This is a genomic window from Nocardia pseudovaccinii NBRC 100343 (assembly GCF_001613225.1).
Taxonomy (GTDB): domain Bacteria; phylum Actinomycetota; class Actinomycetes; order Mycobacteriales; family Mycobacteriaceae; genus Nocardia; species Nocardia pseudovaccinii.
Genome location: NZ_BDBY01000221.1, coordinates 1 through 18,333, shown reverse-complemented (window position 1 = coordinate 18,333; position 18,333 = coordinate 1). Strand labels below are relative to the sequence as shown.

The 18,333-nt window shown below is 64.9% G+C and carries 18 protein-coding genes; 10 read left to right on the top strand and 8 right to left on the bottom strand.

Going from position 1 to position 18,333, the window contains the following annotated elements; genetic code table 11:
• Window positions 1-79: 79 nt before the first annotated feature.
• The 3 genes from NP3_RS28075 to NP3_RS28065 all read left to right on the top strand — a co-directional run bounded on the left by NP3_RS28075 (window position 80) and on the right by NP3_RS28065 (window position 2,752).
• Window positions 80-934 carry an ABC transporter permease gene (locus tag NP3_RS28075; protein ID WP_245721143.1) on the top strand — a complete coding sequence of 285 codons (855 nt, stop codon included), beginning with the start codon at window positions 80-82 and terminating at the stop codon, window positions 932-934.
• On the top strand, window positions 927-1,760 hold the full coding sequence (locus NP3_RS28070) for an ABC transporter permease (protein WP_063044611.1): 834 nt from the start codon (window positions 927-929) through the stop codon (window positions 1,758-1,760). Before NP3_RS28075 ends, NP3_RS28070 begins: the two co-directional genes overlap by 8 nt.
• 128 nt (window positions 1,761-1,888) lie before the next feature.
• Window positions 1,889-2,752 (top strand): ABC transporter ATP-binding protein, encoded by an 864-nt coding sequence (locus tag NP3_RS28065; protein WP_373864792.1) that lies wholly within the window; start codon window positions 1,889-1,891, stop codon window positions 2,750-2,752.
• 37 nt (window positions 2,753-2,789) lie between these two features.
• Here NP3_RS28065 and NP3_RS28060 read toward each other — a convergent pair whose 3' ends face one another.
• Both NP3_RS28060 and NP3_RS28055 read right to left on the bottom strand, forming a co-directional pair.
• A complete protein-coding gene (locus NP3_RS28060; RefSeq protein ID WP_063044609.1) occupies window positions 2,790-3,458 on the bottom strand; it encodes a DUF4389 domain-containing protein in 669 nt (222 codons plus the stop codon).
• Window positions 3,459-3,625: 167 nt separating this feature from the next.
• On the bottom strand, window positions 3,626-3,946 hold the full coding sequence (locus tag NP3_RS28055; protein WP_062992119.1) for a hypothetical protein: 321 nt from the start codon (window positions 3,944-3,946) through the stop codon (window positions 3,626-3,628).
• Window positions 3,947-4,344: 398 nt separating this feature from the next.
• Between NP3_RS28055 and NP3_RS28050 the strand changes: the two genes are divergently transcribed.
• Window positions 4,345-4,884, top strand: a complete 540-nt coding sequence (locus tag NP3_RS28050) for a DUF4254 domain-containing protein (protein WP_063044608.1) — start codon at window positions 4,345-4,347, stop codon at window positions 4,882-4,884.
• Here NP3_RS28050 and NP3_RS28045 read toward each other — a convergent pair whose 3' ends face one another.
• The 3 genes from NP3_RS28045 to NP3_RS28035 are packed head-to-tail and all read right to left on the bottom strand — an operon-like array spanning window position 4,885 to window position 7,422.
• On the bottom strand, window positions 4,885-5,193 hold the full coding sequence (locus NP3_RS28045; protein ID WP_063044607.1) for a hypothetical protein: 309 nt from the start codon (window positions 5,191-5,193) through the stop codon (window positions 4,885-4,887).
• Complete coding sequence (locus tag NP3_RS28040) at window positions 5,194-6,342, bottom strand: fatty acid desaturase family protein (protein ID WP_063044606.1); 1,149 nt, start codon at window positions 6,340-6,342, stop codon at window positions 5,194-5,196.
• 21 nt (window positions 6,343-6,363) lie between these two features.
• Entirely contained in the window at window positions 6,364-7,422 is a 1,059-nt protein-coding gene (locus NP3_RS28035; RefSeq protein WP_063044605.1) for a ferredoxin reductase, read from the bottom strand.
• Window positions 7,423-7,605: 183 nt separating this feature from the next.
• On the opposite strand from NP3_RS28035, the gene NP3_RS28030 reads away from it, so the two are divergent.
• Window positions 7,606-8,226 (top strand): TetR family transcriptional regulator, encoded by a 621-nt coding sequence (locus tag NP3_RS28030; RefSeq protein WP_245721142.1) that lies wholly within the window; start codon window positions 7,606-7,608, stop codon window positions 8,224-8,226.
• A 15-nt stretch (window positions 8,227-8,241) separates the two neighbouring features.
• On the opposite strand, the gene NP3_RS28025 is transcribed toward NP3_RS28030, so the two are convergent.
• On the bottom strand, window positions 8,242-9,633 hold the full coding sequence (locus NP3_RS28025; RefSeq protein WP_063044603.1) for an MFS transporter: 1,392 nt from the start codon (window positions 9,631-9,633) through the stop codon (window positions 8,242-8,244).
• A 105-nt stretch (window positions 9,634-9,738) separates the two neighbouring features.
• On the opposite strand from NP3_RS28025, the gene NP3_RS28020 reads away from it, so the two are divergent.
• From NP3_RS28020 to lysA, 4 genes are all read left to right on the top strand, one after another.
• On the top strand, window positions 9,739-10,320 hold the full coding sequence (locus tag NP3_RS28020; protein ID WP_063044602.1) for a PadR family transcriptional regulator: 582 nt from the start codon (window positions 9,739-9,741) through the stop codon (window positions 10,318-10,320).
• Window positions 10,317-12,347, top strand: a complete 2,031-nt coding sequence (locus NP3_RS28015; protein ID WP_063044601.1) for an NADPH-dependent 2,4-dienoyl-CoA reductase — start codon at window positions 10,317-10,319, stop codon at window positions 12,345-12,347. Before NP3_RS28020 ends, NP3_RS28015 begins: the two co-directional genes overlap by 4 nt.
• A gap of 325 nt (window positions 12,348-12,672) precedes the next feature.
• The gene (gene cmrA, locus NP3_RS28010) at window positions 12,673-13,476 is read left to right on the top strand and encodes a mycolate reductase (RefSeq protein ID WP_063044600.1); all 804 of its coding nucleotides are present in this window, start codon (window positions 12,673-12,675) and stop codon (window positions 13,474-13,476) included.
• Window positions 13,477-13,669: 193 nt separating this feature from the next.
• Complete coding sequence (gene lysA, locus NP3_RS28005) at window positions 13,670-15,013, top strand: diaminopimelate decarboxylase (protein ID WP_063044599.1); 1,344 nt, start codon at window positions 13,670-13,672, stop codon at window positions 15,011-15,013.
• Between the two features lie 10 nt (window positions 15,014-15,023).
• Here lysA and NP3_RS28000 read toward each other — a convergent pair whose 3' ends face one another.
• Window positions 15,024-15,467, bottom strand: a complete 444-nt coding sequence (locus tag NP3_RS28000; RefSeq protein ID WP_063044598.1) for a MarR family winged helix-turn-helix transcriptional regulator — start codon at window positions 15,465-15,467, stop codon at window positions 15,024-15,026.
• A gap of 52 nt (window positions 15,468-15,519) precedes the next feature.
• On the opposite strand from NP3_RS28000, the gene NP3_RS27995 reads away from it, so the two are divergent.
• Complete coding sequence (locus NP3_RS27995) at window positions 15,520-16,614, top strand: FAD-dependent oxidoreductase (RefSeq protein ID WP_063044597.1); 1,095 nt, start codon at window positions 15,520-15,522, stop codon at window positions 16,612-16,614.
• A gap of 91 nt (window positions 16,615-16,705) precedes the next feature.
• Here NP3_RS27995 and NP3_RS27990 read toward each other — a convergent pair.
• Window positions 16,706-18,333, bottom strand: a 1,628-nt coding sequence (locus NP3_RS27990; RefSeq protein WP_063044596.1) for a helicase HerA-like domain-containing protein, incomplete at its 5' end; no start/stop codon positions are given.

Here is an 18,333-nt window from a genome sequence, read left to right as displayed (position 1 = left end):
AGCGGGTTTGTCGCACTTTTCCAAAAATCGCGTGCTTACCTACCGCGCGTCCCCCGACGCACCGTAGAGTTAACCGTTTGTGCGCGGCAGTGTGGAGGGCAACAGATCGCAGCTAGCCGCACTGCACGCACTCCGGACCGCGCGGCTGTACCTCTACCTGGTTCGAGCCGGTTTCCGGCGCCAATCCCAGTACAAACTAGCGATGTTCGCCGGTCTGTTCACCAACTGCGTCTTCGGATTCGTGCGCGCGGCGGTGATGATGGCCGCGGTGCGCGCATCCGGCGGCTTCAGTGGTTACGACGCGGGATCGATCGGCGCCTACGTCTGGCTGTCCCAGGCCCTGCTCGGTGCGACCCAATTCATGGGACCACCACTGGAATTGGTGGATCGGGTCAAGAACGGCGATATCGCCATCGACTTCTTGCGTCCGGTCGATGTCCAATTCAGTTATCTGGCCATCGATCTCGGCCGCGCGTCGTGCACGATCCTGCCGCGCGGCGTGCCGAGCGTACTGGTCGGCGTGCTTACCTTCGGGCTGGTCATGCCCAGCACACCGGGGCCCTACCTGCTCGGGCTGGTCAGCGTGGTGCTGGCCGTAGCGTTGTCATTTCTATGCCTTTTCGCAGTCGGATTGATCGGATTCTGGGTGGTGGAAACCCGCGGGCTCCGAGTGCTATACCAGATTTGCGGCACGTTTCTGGCCGGGCTGTTCGTGCCGGTCCACATGTTCCCGGCATGGCTGCGCACCGTCGCGCATGCCACTCCGTTCCCGTCGATCCTGCAGTCGCCGATCGACATCCTGTCGGGTCGTGTCACCGGGATGGATGCCGTGACGGTCGTTGCCGCACAGGTGTTCTGGGTACTCGCGGTCGGTGCGGTGGGCCGGGCGCTGCTGGCGGCCGGGCGCCGCAGGCTGGAGGTGCAGGGTGGCTGAGCCCCCGTATACGCCCGTACCGGCCGGTACCTGGTTCACCCCCTACGCGGCGGTGCTGCGGTCGCGGATGCGAGCCCAGCGCACATACCGATTGTCCTTCGCCAGTGAAGTATTCAGCGCCTTCTTGATCGGCATCGTCGAATTCGCCGAGGTGTGGGTCATCTACCACAATGTCCGGGTGCTCGGCGGGCTCGATCTGGACGGCGCACTACTGCTGTTCGGCCTCAGCAATTCCGGATTCGCACTGGCGCAAGTGCTGTTCGGGCACCTGGATTCACTGCCGACACTCATCCGGCTCGGCGTGCTCGACGTCTATCATCTACGTCCCCAGCCACTCCTGTTGCAGCTCATCACCAGTGACATCTCGCTGCGCCGATTCGCCCGCGCCTCGGTGGCGATCATCGTGCTCGGACTCGGCCTCGTTCGCAACGATCTCACTTGGGGCCCGCAAACTCTCGCACTGCTGGTCATGACCCTGCTCAGCGGCATCGCCCTGTTCGGCGGCGTGTTCGTCTGCGCCGCAGGCGCGCAGTTCTACCTGATCGACGGTGCGGAACTGACCAACAGCTTCACCTACGGCGGCTCCTTCGCCGCCATGCAACCGGCTTCGGTGTTTCCGACATCGCTGAAGCTGGTATTCGGCTTCGCCATCCCGGTCGCCTTCACGGCGTATCTACCGACCATCGCACTGCTGCACCTACCCGGCCCACCGCTGCTGCCACCCTGGCTGGCCTGGTGCGCACCGTTGGCGGCGCTGTGGGTGTGGCTGCTCGCGTTGGGTTTGTGGCGACTAGGCACTCGGCACTATCAGGGAGGCGGCGGATAAGCGTGGCGGACAGCGAGCTATCGGACTCGATCATCGAGATCGAGAACCTGACAAGGCAATTCATTCTATATCGGAAGAACGGGCAGCGCTGGCGACCCAGCCGCGAAACGCTCACCGCGGTGGACCGGATGACATTTCGCATCGAACGCGGTTCGGCGGTGGGCTATATCGGCGCGAACGGGGCGGGCAAGTCGACCACCATCAAAATGCTGACCGGCATCCTGGTCCCCACCTCGGGCACCGTGCGCACCTGCGGCCTGGATCCGGTGCGGCAGCGGCGCGAACTCGCCGCCCGGATCGGGGTGGTTTTCGGGCAGCGCTCCCAGCTGTGGTGGGATCTGCCACTGCGCGAATCGTTTTCGATTCTAGCCGCGATCCACCGGCTGGAATCCGATGTCGCGCATAAACGTACCTACGAGTTGGTCGAACAACTGGAGATGGCCGAGACGCTCGACACTCCGGTGCGCCAGCTCTCGCTCGGCCAGCGCATGCGGGCCGAGGTCGCCGCGGCGCTGCTGCACTCCCCCGAATTGGTCATCCTCGACGAACCGACCATCGGTCTCGACGTGCTGTCGAAACAGCGACTACGTGAGTTCCTACGGGCCGAACGCACCGAGCGCGGCACCACGCTGTTGCTGACCACGCACGATATGGGCGATATCGAGCGGCTGTGTGACCGGGTGCTCGTCGTCGACCGCGGCAGTCTGGTGTACGACGGTTCACTGACCGGCCTGGCGGTGCGGGTGGGCGCGCGGCGGGTGCTGGTCGTCGATCTGGCCGAACCGACTCGCAATCTGGACGATCTACCGAGCGCCGAACTGTTGACCAGCGAGGGCGGGGGCATGCGCCAGCGATTGGCTTTCGACGCCGAATCCACCACCGCCGCACAGGTTCTCGCCGCGGTCTCCGACCGCGCCGAGGTGCGCGACCTGTCCATAGAGGAGCCGGACATCGAGGACGTGGTCCGGCGGATCTATGAATCCGCTTGGTGACCGACGCCGCTGCCCGGCTCGGCGATTCGATTGATATTCAGTTGTTTTCGGGTTCGCGAGCGCCCTGGTCGAGTCGGAACGGCGGGTATTCGTCACGCATGAGCGAGGCGTAGGCGACCACACGGATGGCCCACCGGTGCACGCCGAGCAGGAAGTCGAACAGCCCCTTCGGATAAACCGCCGTGAACAGCAGTGCCACCACCGCGACCAGTAACAACACGTTGGCCAGCGCGAATGCGCCCCAGTCATTCTTGCCGCCCATACTCGCACTGAAAATCCCACCGAGGATCAGATAGTGCGGAATGGCCAGCAGCCACCATTTCACCAGCACCAGACCACGACTCAGCTGCTCGGGATAGTCGATTTCCAGATCCGCCGGATAATCCGGATCCGACTGCAGACTGAACGGCGGATACCTATCGGTGCCGAGCACCGAGTAGGCGTAGAAGCCGACCCGCCATCCCCACCGCATGACGCCGACATTGAAGTCGAACAGGGCGCGCGGATAGTTACCGGTGATCAGAATCGCGAAGAATGCGACCACCGAGACGATCACATACGCGATGTACAGGAATACCAGAATAATGGCGTGCGGGATGGCCAGGATCCATTTGACCAGCCACATCCAGCGCGATAGCGCGGGATCGAGATCTCCTCGGACTCGAACCGGATCAGCCGCGGCAGCGACGGTTTTCTCGGGCTCCATGATCGATGCTCCTTCCAGGTGCTTCGATGCCTCGACAACGAGTGGAATGTCCCGATTGTCCCGTATCGGACATGCGGTCGGACCACGTTCCGATACCGACTCGCCAACGAAAAGGTGGCCGCCGTCGCGGCGAATCGCGCAGTGCCGCAACGGCCCTGCCGCAGGCCTCAGCTCGGCGCCTGCCCCTGGGCCGAGTACAGACTGACCTCGCCCTCCTCACCGAGGAAGGCGTTCACCAGCATGATCTGCCCGGCCTCCAGCTCGTCCGGGTCGGGGGCGCTGGTGGTGATCGAGATCTGCGGAATCACCGCCCAGTTCACGACATAGCGTTCGGGCGGTCCGTCGTCGTCCGACAGGCGGGCGAGCCGAAACACCGACACGGTCTTGCGGAGGATGAGCGTGCGCACGACCTCGGCGATTCGCTCCGGATCTTCCAGCGCGAACATGAACCCGAACGTCAACTCGGGCGAAGACACATAGGCGGGCACAAACACCGAGGCTAGTCGATCGAACGGAGTCGTGCGCGCGCCTCGCCGGAAGTGGTTGCTGCCCATGCGCTCAGCGATTTCACGAAGGTAGGAAAGTCGGCAGTTATGTGACCGATCCGTAACGGATCATAACGATTTCCCGGCAGCTCATCTGTTTCTACACCATTCTATTGCGCCGATTCGACTATCGCGCTTTCCTGAAAAGGTCCCGATTTTCTCGGGCCGTCTTCCTCATCGCATCGTCGCGGATTTCCCGGTTTCTTTGCCGTGCTGGTGGACTGTGTGGAGGGCGATCCGGCTGCGGGGCTGCGCCGGAGCCGAGGGGTGCCCCTCCTCGAAATCCTCCTCGGCCCTGGCGCATCCAAGACACACCCATCGCCACCGCAGAGGCGTGCATCATGCCTACCCAATATGCAGCAGCAGGTCGTATCGAAGCCGACGAGCTGCCATCACCATCGGCACTACTGCGTGCATTTCGCGAACCCGACGATCCGAATCGACACCGACACCGTGTCCTGGCCGCCGGACGCGCACTGGTCGAATGTCATGAACGCAGGCGCAATGCTCTGCAGGCCGCGCATGCGCCGGACGCGCCGAGCGGCCGCGTAGCACAGTGCCTGCAACTCGTCGACGACCTCGACGCACACCGAACCGAACTGGTCGGCCATATCGACAATTGGGTCGCCGGCAATGTGGAGCACCGCGCCGGCGCCTCGCTGCACACCGAGACGCTGGGCGCGGTCATCGATCGAATGGCGGCGAAATGGGTTGCGGCACAACACGCATTGGGCATGTCGGCACCGGTCGGGCCGCCGCATCCACTGCAGCTGGACGATGACGCCCAGCTGCAGTGGAGCCGCTTGGCCGAACTGGCCGACGGGTACAAGGACCTGATCACCGATGTGATCGAGCACCGGCGCAGGCTGCCGGTGTGGTGATCACCGGGGGTTTTCCGCCTCCGGCTCGACCACCTCTGCCTCGACGAACGGCGCGCTCGGCTCGACCTCCGCGTCATAGGACACGTCGGCCTCGTCGACGAGATCATTCCCGTGCTGCGCCGCGGCATCCTTGCGCGCGGCGGCCGCGGCCTCGTTCATCTCAATGGCGTCGGTGATCCACTCACCGATCTCCCGGGTGACTTCCGCGACGGTGCCGGTGATGATGTTCGCAATATTTCCGACATGTCTTGCACCAGAGGAAGTCAATTCTTGAATTAGATCCTTGTTACTTTCGAATTTCCCGATCATTCACACGCCCACTTCGGTTGTGTTCCGCTGTCGCATCACGATAACACCGGGCGTGGACTCCTTCCCTACCAAGAACGGCGGCAGTGCCAGCTTGAAAATCTTCAGCCAGACCGATCCGACTTGCTTACCGAGCGAACCGGTGTTGTACGGCAATCCATACTTCTCGCACAGTTCCCGAACCTCCGGCGCGATCTGCGGATAGCGATTGGCGGGCAGATCCGGGAAGAGGTGGTGCTCGATCTGATGCGACAAATTCCCGGACATGATGTGGAACAGCTTGCTGCCGGTGATGTTGGCCGAGCCGAGCATCTGCCGGACGTACCATTCACCGCGAGTCTCCTCGGCGGTCTCCTCTTCGGTGAACGTCTGTACGCCCGTGGGGAAGTGGCCACAGAAGATGATGGAGAAGGCCCAGAGGTTGCGCACCAGATTGGCGGCGGCATTTCCGGCGAGTGTGCTGACGAACAGCGGACCGGTCAGTGCCGGAAAGACGAGGTAGTCCTTGAGCACCTGCCGACCGGCCTTGCGCCACTGGCCCTTCAGCAATCGCTTGACGTCCGGCCAGCTCTTCTTGCCCCGGATGATGTTCTCCGCCTCCAGGTCATGGCCCATCACGCCCCATTCGAACAGCACCATCAGCGCGAAAGCGTAGAGCGGCTGGCCGAGTCGCAGCGGATTCCACTGCTGAGCCTCGTCCATGCGCAGGATGCCATAGCCGATATCGCGGTCCATGCCGTGGATATTGGTGAAGGTGTGGTGCATGTAGTTGTGCGAATGCTTCCACTGGTCCGCCGGGCAGACCGTATCCCATTCGAACTCACGGGAATTCAGGCCGCGCTCGCGCATCCAGTCGTACTGGCCGTGCATGACATTGTGGCCGATCTCCATGTTGTCGAGGATCTTCGACACACTCAGCGCGGCCACCGCGGCCAGCCAGAACGGCGGCAAGAAGCCGAGATACATCAGGCCGCGCCCGGCGATCTCGAAACCGCGCTGCGCCTTGATGATCGAGTAGATGTATTCGCGGTCGGCATCGCCGAGATCGGCGACGACGCGGGCGCGCAGGTCGTCGAGGGCCCGGCCGAGTTCCTCGACCTGGTCCGGACTCAGTACCAGCGGGCCGTCTTTCGTTTCGGTCAGAATTGTCATTGCTTCGGTCCCCTTGCTTTGTCAGATATCGATGTCGACGTCGCCGACGGGCGCGTTGATGCAGAGCTGGATGGGCTGATCCGGATCGCTGTCGGTCTCGCCGGTGCGCACATTGCGGGTGCAGCCGCTGCGCCGAACCGCGGTGCAGGAGAAGCAGATACCCATCCGGCAGCCGTACTCCGGTGTCAATCCCGCGGCCTCGGCCTGCTCCAGCAGGACCGCACCGTTGTTCTCTGCGCTGCGTCCGCTGGCCGAGAAACTGACCGTGCCGAAGGCCTCGTCGGCGTCGACGGGCGTGCTGGACAGGGTGAATTCCTCGGTGTGCAGCCGCGCGTCCAACTGCTCTGCCTCGAAGATCTTGCGCACCGCGTCCATCAGGCCCTGGGGACCGCAGACGTAGGTCTCGCCGTCGGCGAACCAGGGTGCGACGGATTCGAGTTGGTCGTAGTCGAAATGGCCGGAGCCGTCGCCGGGACAGCGCAGTTCGATGCGGAAGTTCTTGTGCGCCTGTGCGATCGCCTCCAGCTCTGCCCGATGCGGCACCGTCTCCGGCGATTTCGCATAGTGCAGGAAGGCGAGTTCGCCCGGATAGCCCTCATCCGCCAGCGTGCGCAGCATCGACAGCACCGGGGTGATGCCGCTGCCGCCGCTGATCAGCAGTACCCGCTCGGGGCGCGGTTCGGGCAGTCGGAAGACACCGGCGGCCGGTTCCAGGCTGACCACCATGCCGGGTACGGCGTTGCGGTAGAGATATTGCGATACCAGGCCGCCCGGATGCGCCTTGACCGTCAGTTGCAGGTGCCGGTCGCGCCGCCCCGCCGGATTTACCGGTGAATAGCACCTGGTGTGCCTGATGCCGTCGATGACGACGCCGATCTGCACATATTGCCCCGCGACGTGGCCGCGCCACTGCCGGGTGGGGCGCAGGGTCAGCGTCACCGATCCCGGCACCGAGCGGCGGACGTGGGTGATTTCCGCCCGCAACTCCCGAACCGTCAGCGTGGGGCGGACGAGTTCCAGGTAGCGATCGAGCGGGTGCGGTGTGGTCAGGGTTTGCACCAGGTCGATGAGTCCCACCATGCGGTTGCCTCTGCTTTCGGGCCGCGGCGTACTCCTGAACCCTCATCGGCGAAGATTTCAGTGCACGCCTGTACACTCAACTAGTGTGACCGATGGACCGGGTGCAGTGTCAACCAGGAACTGATGTGACCCGAACTACATCCTAGGAATAGACGAATGGTGAACGGCTGTATGCTCACTATGATGACCGAGACCGCAGCTACCCGGGGCGAGCGCAAGGAGCGCACCAGACAGGCCCTGCTCGACGGCACGCTCGCGCTGGCCGCCGAACGCGGCTTCGGCGCGCTGAGCCTGCGGGAGATCGCCCGCTCCGCGGGCATCGTCCCGACCGCGTTCTACCGGCATTTCGCCTCACTCGACGATCTCGGCGCGGCCCTGGTCGACGAGGGCATCCGGGCGCTGCGCCTGGCTCTGCGTCAACTGCGCCGCACGCCCGATGCCCGACTCTCAGAGACCGTGCGGTTCGTTTTCGGTCAGGTCGCCACCAAACGCGAACTCTTCGGCTTCATCACCCGCGAACGCCGCGGCGGCTCGGCCGCCCTGCAACATGCCATCGCACTCGAACTGCAATTGATCGTCCGCGAACTGGTCGTCGACCTGTCGCGCATTCCGGACCTGGACTCCTGGTCCCCCGACGACCTCGAATTGGCCGCCGACCTGATCGTCTCCACGGTCGCCGACTGCATTGCCGACTACGTCGCCGCCACCCCGCGCGACCAACCCGCGATCATCGACCGCACCATCCGCCAGGTCCGTCTCATCGCACTCGGCATGGCCGCCTGGCGGCCCGCCAACGAGCGCTAGCGAATCGATCTCGCCCTACCCGGCGGGCTCAATCGCGCGATCCGGCTTACGAACCGGCAGCAACGCCGCCAAACCGATGGCGAGGACTACCAGAATGCCGACAATGCCCGCGCGGTCGGCGTCGAAGGCCCAGACGAAGAAGCCGAAAAGTGCTGGGGCCAGGAAAGATACGGCGCGACCGGTGGTGGTGTAGAGGCCGAACATCTGGCCCTCGCGGCCGGGTGGCGCCAGGCGGGTGAGGAACGAGCGGGCGGCGGATTGAGCGGGGCCGACGAAGATGGTGAGCAGTAGACCGAAGACCCAGAACATGGCCGGTCCGGACACGATCAACAGCGCGATGCCACAGATCACCATGGCGATCAACGAGACCACGATCACGATCTTCGGGCCGACGCGGTCGTCGAACCGACCGGCGGTGACCGCGCCGAGCGCCGCAACCACATTCGCGGCAATGCCGAACAGCAGCACGTCGGAGTCGGCGATGCCGTAGACCCGCACGGCCAGGATCGCACCGAAGGTGAACACACCGGCCAGACCGTCGCGGAAGATCGCGCTGGCGATCAGGAAGCCGACGGTGCGTCGATCCACCGCCCACAGCTCGCGCAGATCCCGCCACAGCACCCGGTAGGAGCCGAAGAATCCGGCCTTCGCCGCACCGGGATCGGCATTGGTGGGCGGTAATTCGGGTACGGCGAACAGCACCGGCAGCGCGAAGGCGGCGAACCAGACCGCCGCCAGCATCGCGACCAATCGGATATTCGTACCGTCATCGATGGGCACACCGAGCAGACCTCGGTTGTCACCGTGGCCGGAGATGAAGCCGAAGTAGCTGATCAGCAGGATGAAGATGCCACCGAAATAGCCCATGGCCCAGCCGAATCCGGAGACCCGGCCGACATCTGCCGAGGTGGAGACCTGGCGCAGCATGGCGTTGTAGGGCACGCCTGCCAATTCGAAGAATGCGGAACCGAAGCCGAGCAGGACCAGGCCGAACCAGAAGTCGTGGTAATCGTCGTGGACGAAGAACATCAGCGCCATCGCCAGGATGGTCAGCGCGGTCAATACGCCAAGTGAGCGTTTACGTTTCGCACTCGCATCGAAGCGCTGGCCGCTGATCGGCGCGGTCAGTGCGACCACGAAACCCGCGATGCCGAGGGCCCAGCCGAGCCATGCGCTCGGTTCCACCCCGCCCGGCAGATCGTCGCCGACCTTATCGGTGAGGTACACCGAGAATACGAAGGTCAGGATCACGGCATTGAATGCCGAGGACCCCCAGTCCCACAACCCCCACGCCACCACTTGCCCGCGCCCGGCGGCCTGTCCGACTGTCGCCCGCGCGTCAACCTCCGGCTCATCCGTCACCCGGCCACCACCCTCATCGAATCCGCTGCGCGATGCGGCGCTCATGGGCGCAGCCTAGTGCGGATTTCGCCGTCGGGCGGGCCAACACTCGATACCGTCACCGATATGCACCCAGTTGCATAGTACCGGGTGTAACGATAACCTGGCGTCATGGCACTCGAACATGCGCTGCTGGTATCGCTGACCGAGCGCGCCGGTTCGGGTTATGAGCTGGCGCGCCGCTTCGACAAGTCCATCGGATTCTTCTGGCGCGCCACCCACCAGCAGATCTATCGCGTACTCAAGCGCATGGAGGAATCCGGCTGGCTCACCAGCGAGGCGGTGACGCAGGAGGGCAGGCCGGACAAGAAGGTCTACTCGGTGAACGAGGCGGGCCGGGCAGAGCTGGCGCGCTGGATCGCCGCACCGTCCGATACCTCGATACCCCGCAATGAGCTCGGTGTGAAGATTCGCGCCGCCGCACACGGCGATATCGGCGCGCTCTGCGATGAGGTCGTCCGCCATCGCGAGCAGCACAATCAGCGCCTCGAGCTTTTCCTGCTCATCGAGAAACGCGACTTCCCCGCTCCGGATCAGCTCTCCGGCACCCCGCTGCACCAGTACCTCGTGCTGCGCGCGGGCATCCGCGTGGAGTCCGGCTTCGTCGAATGGTGCGACGAAGTACTGCAAGCCCTGCAACCGCGTGCAACAGCCCCGCACGCGGCCCCGAAGAAAGGTGAGACTCAGCGATGAGTTCGTTCCCCCATCTTTTCGAGCCCCTCGATCTCGGCCACACCACGCTGCGCAATCGCGTGATCATGGGATCGATGCATACCGGCCTGGAGGATCGCGCCTGGGATACCAACCGGCTTGCCGCCTATTTCGCCGAACGCGCCCGCGGCGGTGTCGGCCTCATCATCACCGGCGGCTACGCCCCGAACCGCACCGGCTGGCTGCTGCCCTTCGGTGCCAAACTCACCAATAAGTCCGAGGCCTACCGGCACCGGGTGATCACGAAGGCTGTGCACGAAGCGGGCGGCAAGATCGCCATCCAGATCCTGCACGCGGGCCGCTATTCCTATATGCCGGGCAGTGTTTCGGCATCCTCGATCAAGGCTCCGATCAATCCGTTCCGGCCGCGCAAGCTCTCCGCGCGCGGGGTCGAGCAGACCATCGACGACTATGCCCGCTGTGCCCGGCTGGCCCAGTTCGCGGGCTACGACGGTTGCGAAATCATGGGCGGTGAAGGCTATTTCATCAACCAGTTCCTCGCGCCGCGCACGAACAAGCGCACCGACAAGTGGGGCGGCTCGCCGGAGAACCGGCGCAGGCTCGCGGTGGAGATCGTCCGCCGCACCCGCGCGGCGGTCGGGCCCGACTTCATCATCGTATTCCGTTTGTCCATGGCCGAATTGGTCGAGAACGGCCAGACCTTCGACGAAATCATCGCGCTGGCAAAGGAACTCGAAGCGGCTGGCGCAAGCATTCTGAATACCGATATCGGCTGGCACGAGGCGCGGGTGCCGACCATCGTCACCTCGGTGCCGCGGGCGGCCTTCGTCGAATTCACCGCGAAGATCACCGGGCAGGTGAACATTCCGGTCTGCGCGTCCAACCGGATCAATATGCCGGAGATCGCCGAGGAGATCCTCACTCGCGGTGACGCGCAACTGGTTTCGCTGGCGCGGCCGTTCCTCACCGATCCGGAATGGGTGAACAAGGCCGCCGCCAACCGGGTCGACGAGATCAACACCTGCATCGCCTGCAACCAGGCCTGCCTGGACCACGCGTTCCAGCACAAGACCGTGTCCTGCCTGCTGAACCCGCGGGCGGGTCACGAGACCGAACTGAAACTGCTCCCGACTAGGCGCACCAAGCGTGTCGCGGTCGTCGGCGCAGGCCCGGCCGGACTATCGGCGGCGGTCAATCTCGCCGAACGCGGTCACCGGGTGGACCTTTTCGAGGCCGACGACAAGATCGGCGGGCAGTTCGATATCGCCCGCCGCATTCCGGGCAAGGAAGAGTTCAACGAGTCGATCCGCTATTACACCAGGATGCTCGAGGTCACGGGCGTGACCGTGCACCTGAACAAGCGAGTCACCGCGGCGGAACTGCTCGCGGCCCGCTACGACGAGATCGTACTGGCCACCGGTGTACGCCCGCGCATTCCGAATATCCCCGGCATCGACCACCCGATGGTGCTGTCCTATGCCGAACTGGTGCGTGCGGAGCGGCCCGTCGGCAAGCGCGTCGCCGTCATCGGTGCGGGCGGCATCGGCTACGACGTGAGCGAATTCCTGACCGTCGAAGGACATCCCACCCTCAAGCTCGACGAGTGGAAGGAAGAGTGGGGCGTCGACTCCGCCGACGAACAGAACCGCGGCCAGCTCACCGAACCCAAACCGGCACCAGCCGCCCGCGAAGTTGTTCTGCTGCAACGCAAGTCGACCCCGTTCGGTAAGGATCTCGGCAAGACCTCCGGCTGGGTGCACCGCGCGGCGCTGAAGGCGAAAGGCGTCGAGCACGTCGGCGGCGTCAACTACGAACGCATCGACGACAACGGCCTGCACATCAGCTTCGGCGAGAAACGCCAACGCCCCCAACTGATCCCGGTCGACAACGTCATCGTCTGCGCAGGCCAGGAATCCGTCCGCGAACTCGAAGAGCCCTTGCGCGCCGCCGGCGCCAACATCCACCTCATCGGCGGCGCCGACCTGGCCGCCGAACTCGACGCCAAACGCGCCATCGACCAAGGCACCCGCCTCGCGGCCCGCCTGTAGCGACTCCACTCGCCACAGCCTGACCTACCTGGGCCGCGCACGTTTCGTCCCTGCGATGCCGTGCGCGGACGAAACTGGGCCGCTGCCCTCGGCTGTGTCGATGCAACCCCTCGGACCAGACAGGGCAGGTGCCGACCTGGACACCGACTATGTGTGCGTTCGACCCAAGTCAGCCCCTCGGTGCGGTCCTGAACCGTTGATCACCATGTGTTGGTGGCGGCAAATGTCGAGAACGCCTCTCCAAGGACGCAGTCTCGATCGAAACCGGCGGCGGACGTCAGGATGTCATCGACGCCGCGCCGCACGCATCGCCTAGGCTCCTCTCGTGAGTTTGCCCTCTGCTACCTCCGAGAATCGTGCGGTCGTTACTGGTGCCTCTTCTGGTATCGGGACGGCGCTTGCTGCTGAGCTTGCTGCTCGCGGGTATTCGTTGATCCTGGTCGCGCGGCGCGGGGAGGTGTTGACCGAGCTCGCGCAGCGGTTGACGTTGGCGCATGGGATCACCGCGGAGGTGCGGGCGGTCGATCTGGCCGATCGGGCGGCGCGGGGGGCGCTGGTCGAGGAGTTGGCGGCTCGCGATATTTCGATCCTGTGCAATAACGCGGGTATCGCAACCTTCGGTGCGGTCGCCGAATTGGATCCGGCGTATGAGCGGGACCAGATGGAGCTCAATGCCGTCGCGGTGCACGATCTCACCTTGGCCGTGCTGCCCGGCATGATCGCCAGGGGTAGCGGTGGCATCCTGATCAGCGGGTCGGCGGCGGGCAATATGCCGATTCCGAACAATGCGACCTATGCGGCGAGCAAGGCCTTCGCCAATACCTTCTCCGAATCGCTGCGCGGCGAATTGAAAGGCTCCGGCGTGCACGTCACCCTGCTCGCGCCGGGCCCGGTCCGCACCGATACTCCCGATCCGGCCGAGGCCTCCATCGTGGACCGAATGGTGCCCGACTTCATGTGGGTCACCTCCGAATACACGGCCAAGATCTCCATCGACGCCCTGGCCCGCAACAAGATGCGCGTTGTCCCCGGCCTGATCAGCAAGGGTATGAGCGTCGCGGGCCAGTACGGCCCCCGCGCCCTCACCGCCCCGGTCGCCGGTGCGTTCTACAAGAAGCTCGGCGGCTGAGGTAGCGGCGCCGCCGTCATCGGCCCAGTTCAGCGGAGCGCTGGCCGCGTCATAGTGCCGATCAGCAACCCGTCAGGAAATGTTTCAGGTGCGTCAAGGATCCGTCAGCGTCGCCCCTGACCAGTACGAACCGGGGTAGTCCTGATATCGGCCCCGCATGCCGAGAAAGCGGGGGCACACCCAGGAGAACCACGTGACGCTGCTCGAGATCTTCCCGTCGCTGCGGTCGGGAATGCCTTCGCGCCTCGACTCCGCGGTCTGGCCGCAAGACACCCACTACGACGACGACGGCCGAATCACCCTCGGCGGGGTCGCCCTCGCCGATATCGCCGACCAGTACGGCACCGCCACCTATGTACTCGACGAGCACGAGGTCCGCACCCGCTGCCGCGCCTACAAGAAGGCCTTCCCGGAGGCCGAGATCATCTATGCGGGCAAGGCGCTGATGATCCGCGCGGTCGCGGAATGGGTTACTCAGGAAGGACTTTCAGTCGACGTATGTTCGGCGGGTGAACTCGCCATCGCCATCGCGGCCGGTGTCGACCCGAAGCGAATCGTGTTGCACGGCAATGGCAAATCCTTCGACGAACTCGAAGCCGCGGTGCAAAGTGGTGTCGGCCGGATCGTGATCGATTCGATGACCGAGATCACCCTGCTCTCGGCACTGGCCACCCGACCACAGCAGGTCCTGCTCCGACTGTCGCCCGGCATCGATGTGCACGGGCATCCGGCCGTGAAAACCGGTGTGCTGGACCAGAAATTCGGTTTTCCGCTCGGCAGCGATATGGCCGCCGAGGCGGTCGAACGCATTATGCGCCAGCCGAACCTCGAGCTGATCGGCTTCCACTGCCACCTCGGTTCCCAGATCTACGATCCGGACCACTACGGCGAGGCGGTGCGCCGGATGATCGGCGAAATGGCAAGGGTCCGTGCGGATCATGGCTGCATCCTCACCGATCTCGACCTCGGCGGCGGACATGCGGTCGCCTACCGCAGCGGGGACGCCGAGATGAATCTGGCCGAACTCGCCGACATCATCGACGACGCCTTGGACGCGGCCTGCGCGCGCAACCACTTCCCGCGCCCGAATATCGCCTTGGAGCCGGGTCGCGCCATCGTCGCGCGCGCAGGCGTGACGCTGTATCGCGTGCTGTCGGTCAAGCATATCGATGGCGGGCGGACCTACGTCACCGTCGACGGCGGCATGGGCGATAACGCCCGCGTCGCGCTGTACGGCGCGAATTACGAAGTGGTCATTGCCAATCGCCATCCCTGCGGCCCACAGATGACCGCGACGGTGGCGGGTCGCTACTGCGAAGCGGGCGATTTGCTGGCCACCGATATCCGGCTCCCGGCAGACCTGCGCCCCGGCGAGGTGCTCGCGGTGCCGTGCACCGGCGCCTACCACCACAGCCTCGCCTCGTCCTACAACAGCGTCGGTCGCCCACCGGTGATCGCGGTACGCGACGGACGCGCCCGCCAGCTGATCCGCCGGGAAACCACCGACGATCTACTCGCCCGCGATATCGGCGACTGACGGGCCGATCTCAGTCCTGTCCGGCGGCGCGCGCGATGAACCGGCCGAGCAGTTCATGCAGCTGTCGGCGTTCGGCCTCCGAGAACGGCGCGAGCAATTCGACCACCGCCGCATCGGCGGTGCGATTTGCGGCGTCGAGCCGCTCCCGCCCGCTCGGCGTGATGTGCACGGCATAGCTGCGACGATCCCGCTCGTCCTTGCGCCGCTCTGCCAGCCCCTGCCGCTCCAGCTCATCGATGATGTAGACCATCGATGACTTGTCCAGTTGCAGCCGGTCGACCAACGCGCGCTGACTGAGCGGCCCCACCTCGGCCAGACAGCCGAGCACCCCGAGATGACGCAACTCGAGCCGCTGTTCCCGCAGTGCACGATTGGCCGCCGCACGCGCATAGCGGTGCGCCAGATAGAGCTGACCACCGATCTGGGCGCCGAGCTGATCCGAAGTATCCGCCACGGCGCAAACTATATCCGATGACAGATCGTCTGAATTCAGATAGTTTTGGGTTATGAAGATTGTCATCGTGGGAGCCGGGCTGGCCGGGCCCCTGCTCGCACAGGGCCTGCACCGCGCCGGAATCACCGTCGAGCTCTACGAACGCGAAGCCGCGGACCAGCACAGCCAGGGCTACCGCATCTCGCTCGATCCGGAGGGCGACCTCGCGTTGCGCAGCTGTCTGCCGTCGGACCGCTACGAACGAATCCTCGCCACCGCAGGCAAGCGCGGCACGGGGGTACGGTTCCTCGACCCGCAACTGCACGTCGTCCGAGAGATGCTGGTGCCACCGAGGGCCGATGAGGATGTGCACGGACGGCATTTGACCGTCGACCGGCTCACACTGCGCAAGATCCTGCTCACCGGCATCGACGTCCACCACGGCGCATCCTTCCAACGCTTCGAACTGCTCGACGACGGCCGGGTCCGGACCTACTTCGACGACGGCGCGGTCACCGATGCGGATCTGCTGGTCGCCGCCGACGGCACCCATTCCCGCATCCGCGCCCAATGGCTGCCGGACGCCGAGGTAATCGATACCGGCCAAGCGGAGATCTATGGCAAAACAGCGCTGACCGACGAGATCCGCGCGTTGACCCCCGACGCCGCACTGGACGGATTCAGCGTGATCGCCGGTACCGATGGCCGATTCATGTCGCTGGCCGCCCACGAATTCGCCTCCGGCGACGGCGACGACTATGTGATGTGGGTGGTCGCCGCACCGACCGCAACGGTTCCGGCCGACCTGTCCGCAATGGACAAGCAGCAACTACAGAAAATCGCCATGAAACTGATCGTCGACTGGCCGGAGAATCTCGCCGCACTCGTGCGCCATGCCGATTCGGAATCCGTCCACAACACCACGATGCGGACGGCAAAGCCGTTGCCGCACTGGGCAACCGGGCCGGTCACACTGATGGGCGACGCCATCCACACCATGATCCCCGCCGGGAGCAGCGCGGCGACAGCCCTGCGCGACGCCGCCCTGCTCTGCCGCCGCATTACCGAGCGGACCGGTTCACTGCGCGACGCGGTCCACGCCTACGAAACCGAAATGCTCGACTACGGTTTCGCGATGGTGGAGCGCTCGCTGCGCAGCATTACTTGATCCTCGCCGCGGCCCACTGCGAAGGTCCACCGTCTCATCGATCCACAGACCAGCACCGCCGCGCACTGCTCGGGATCGACGTCATCGGGGCTCAGCGCTTGCGGGTGCCGAAAATGCTGCGGCTGATCTCGCGGCCCGCGGCGGTCGCGGCCGAACGCAGGAAGCTCTTCACCGCCGGATTCTTCATGATGCGCTCGGCGGCGGATTCCTCCTCGGGGGCGGCCTTCGAATGCCCCGGCGCCGGAGCCGCCTCCGGTTCCTGTCGTGCCGCAGCATCTTTCGCGGCCATGATCTCGTAGGCCGACTCACGATCGATGGTCTGGCCGTATTTGGCGGCCAGCGCGCTGGACAGCGCCCGCGACTTGATCTGATCCTCCCCGATGGTATCCATCAGCGACTGCGGCGGCTGAATCCTGGTCCACGCCACGGGAGTCGGCGCGCCCTTCTCGGAGAGCACCGTCACGATCGCCTCCCCGGTGCCCAGCGAAGTGAGCGCCTGCTCCAGGTCGTATACGCCGGTCTTCGGGTAGGTGCGCACCGTCTTGGACAGCGCCTTCTGATCGTCGGGCGTAAAGGCACGCAGCGCGTGCTGAATGCGCGCACCCAGTTGGGAGAGTACCGGATTCGGGATATCGGTGGGCAGCTGGGTGCAGAAGAAAACGCCGACACCCTTGGACCGGATCAGCTTGACCGTCTGCTCCACCTGTTCCAGGAAAGCCTTAGAGGCATCCGCGAACAACAGGTGCGCCTCGTCGAAAATAAAGACCAGCTTGGGCTTTTCGACATCACCGACCTCGGGCAGCGTCTGGAACAGATCGGCGAGCACCCACATCAGGAAGGTCGAGAACATCACCGGCCGCGCCGCCTGCGCACCGAGTTCGAACAACGTGATCACGCCCTGACCGCCCGCGGTGCGCAGCAGATCGGCCGGATCCAGTTCGGGCTCACCGAAGAAGGTGTCGCCGCCATCGGCCTCGAGATTCACCAGCGCGCGCAGGATCACTCCTGCGGTGGCCGCCGAAACCCCGCCGATGCCTTTCAGATCCTCCTTGCCCTCCGGACTCGTGAGATGGGTGATGACCGCGCGCAGATCCTTCAGATCCAGCAGACCGAGACCCGCCTTATCTGCCCAGTGGAAAATCAGTCCGAGCGTCGACTCCTGAGTTTCGTTGAGCTCCAACACCTTACTGAGCAGCACCGGCCCGAATGCGGTGATGGTCGCGCGGATCGGCACCCCCGCACCGCCGGTGCCGAGCGAGACGAATTCGGTCGGAAAACCGGTCGGCGCCCAGTCCGTCGCACCCGTCTCGGCGGCCCTGGCGCTGAGCTTTTCATCGGCGTGCCCCTGCTGTGCGAGCCCCGAAAGGTCGCCCTTGATATCGGCGAGTACCACCGGAACCCCGGCCCGCGAAAGCTGTTCGGCGATGCCCTGCAGCGTTTTCGTCTTACCGGTGCCGGTCGCACCGGCGACCAACCCGTGCCGGTTCATGGTGCGCATCGGAATCCGCACGCGCGCAGTCGAATCCACGGCGCCATCGACGACAACTGTGCCCAATTCCAGTGCCGCTCCGTCGGACGCGTATCCGGCAGCGATCTGCCGCGCCACCGACTGTTCCGCGGCCTGCGCGGTCTTGGACGCCGCCAACCGCGCGGATTCCGCCGCGGCGGCGCTGGCGACCGCGGTCTCCGCCGTCGCGGCCGCCTTGGATTGCGCGACCT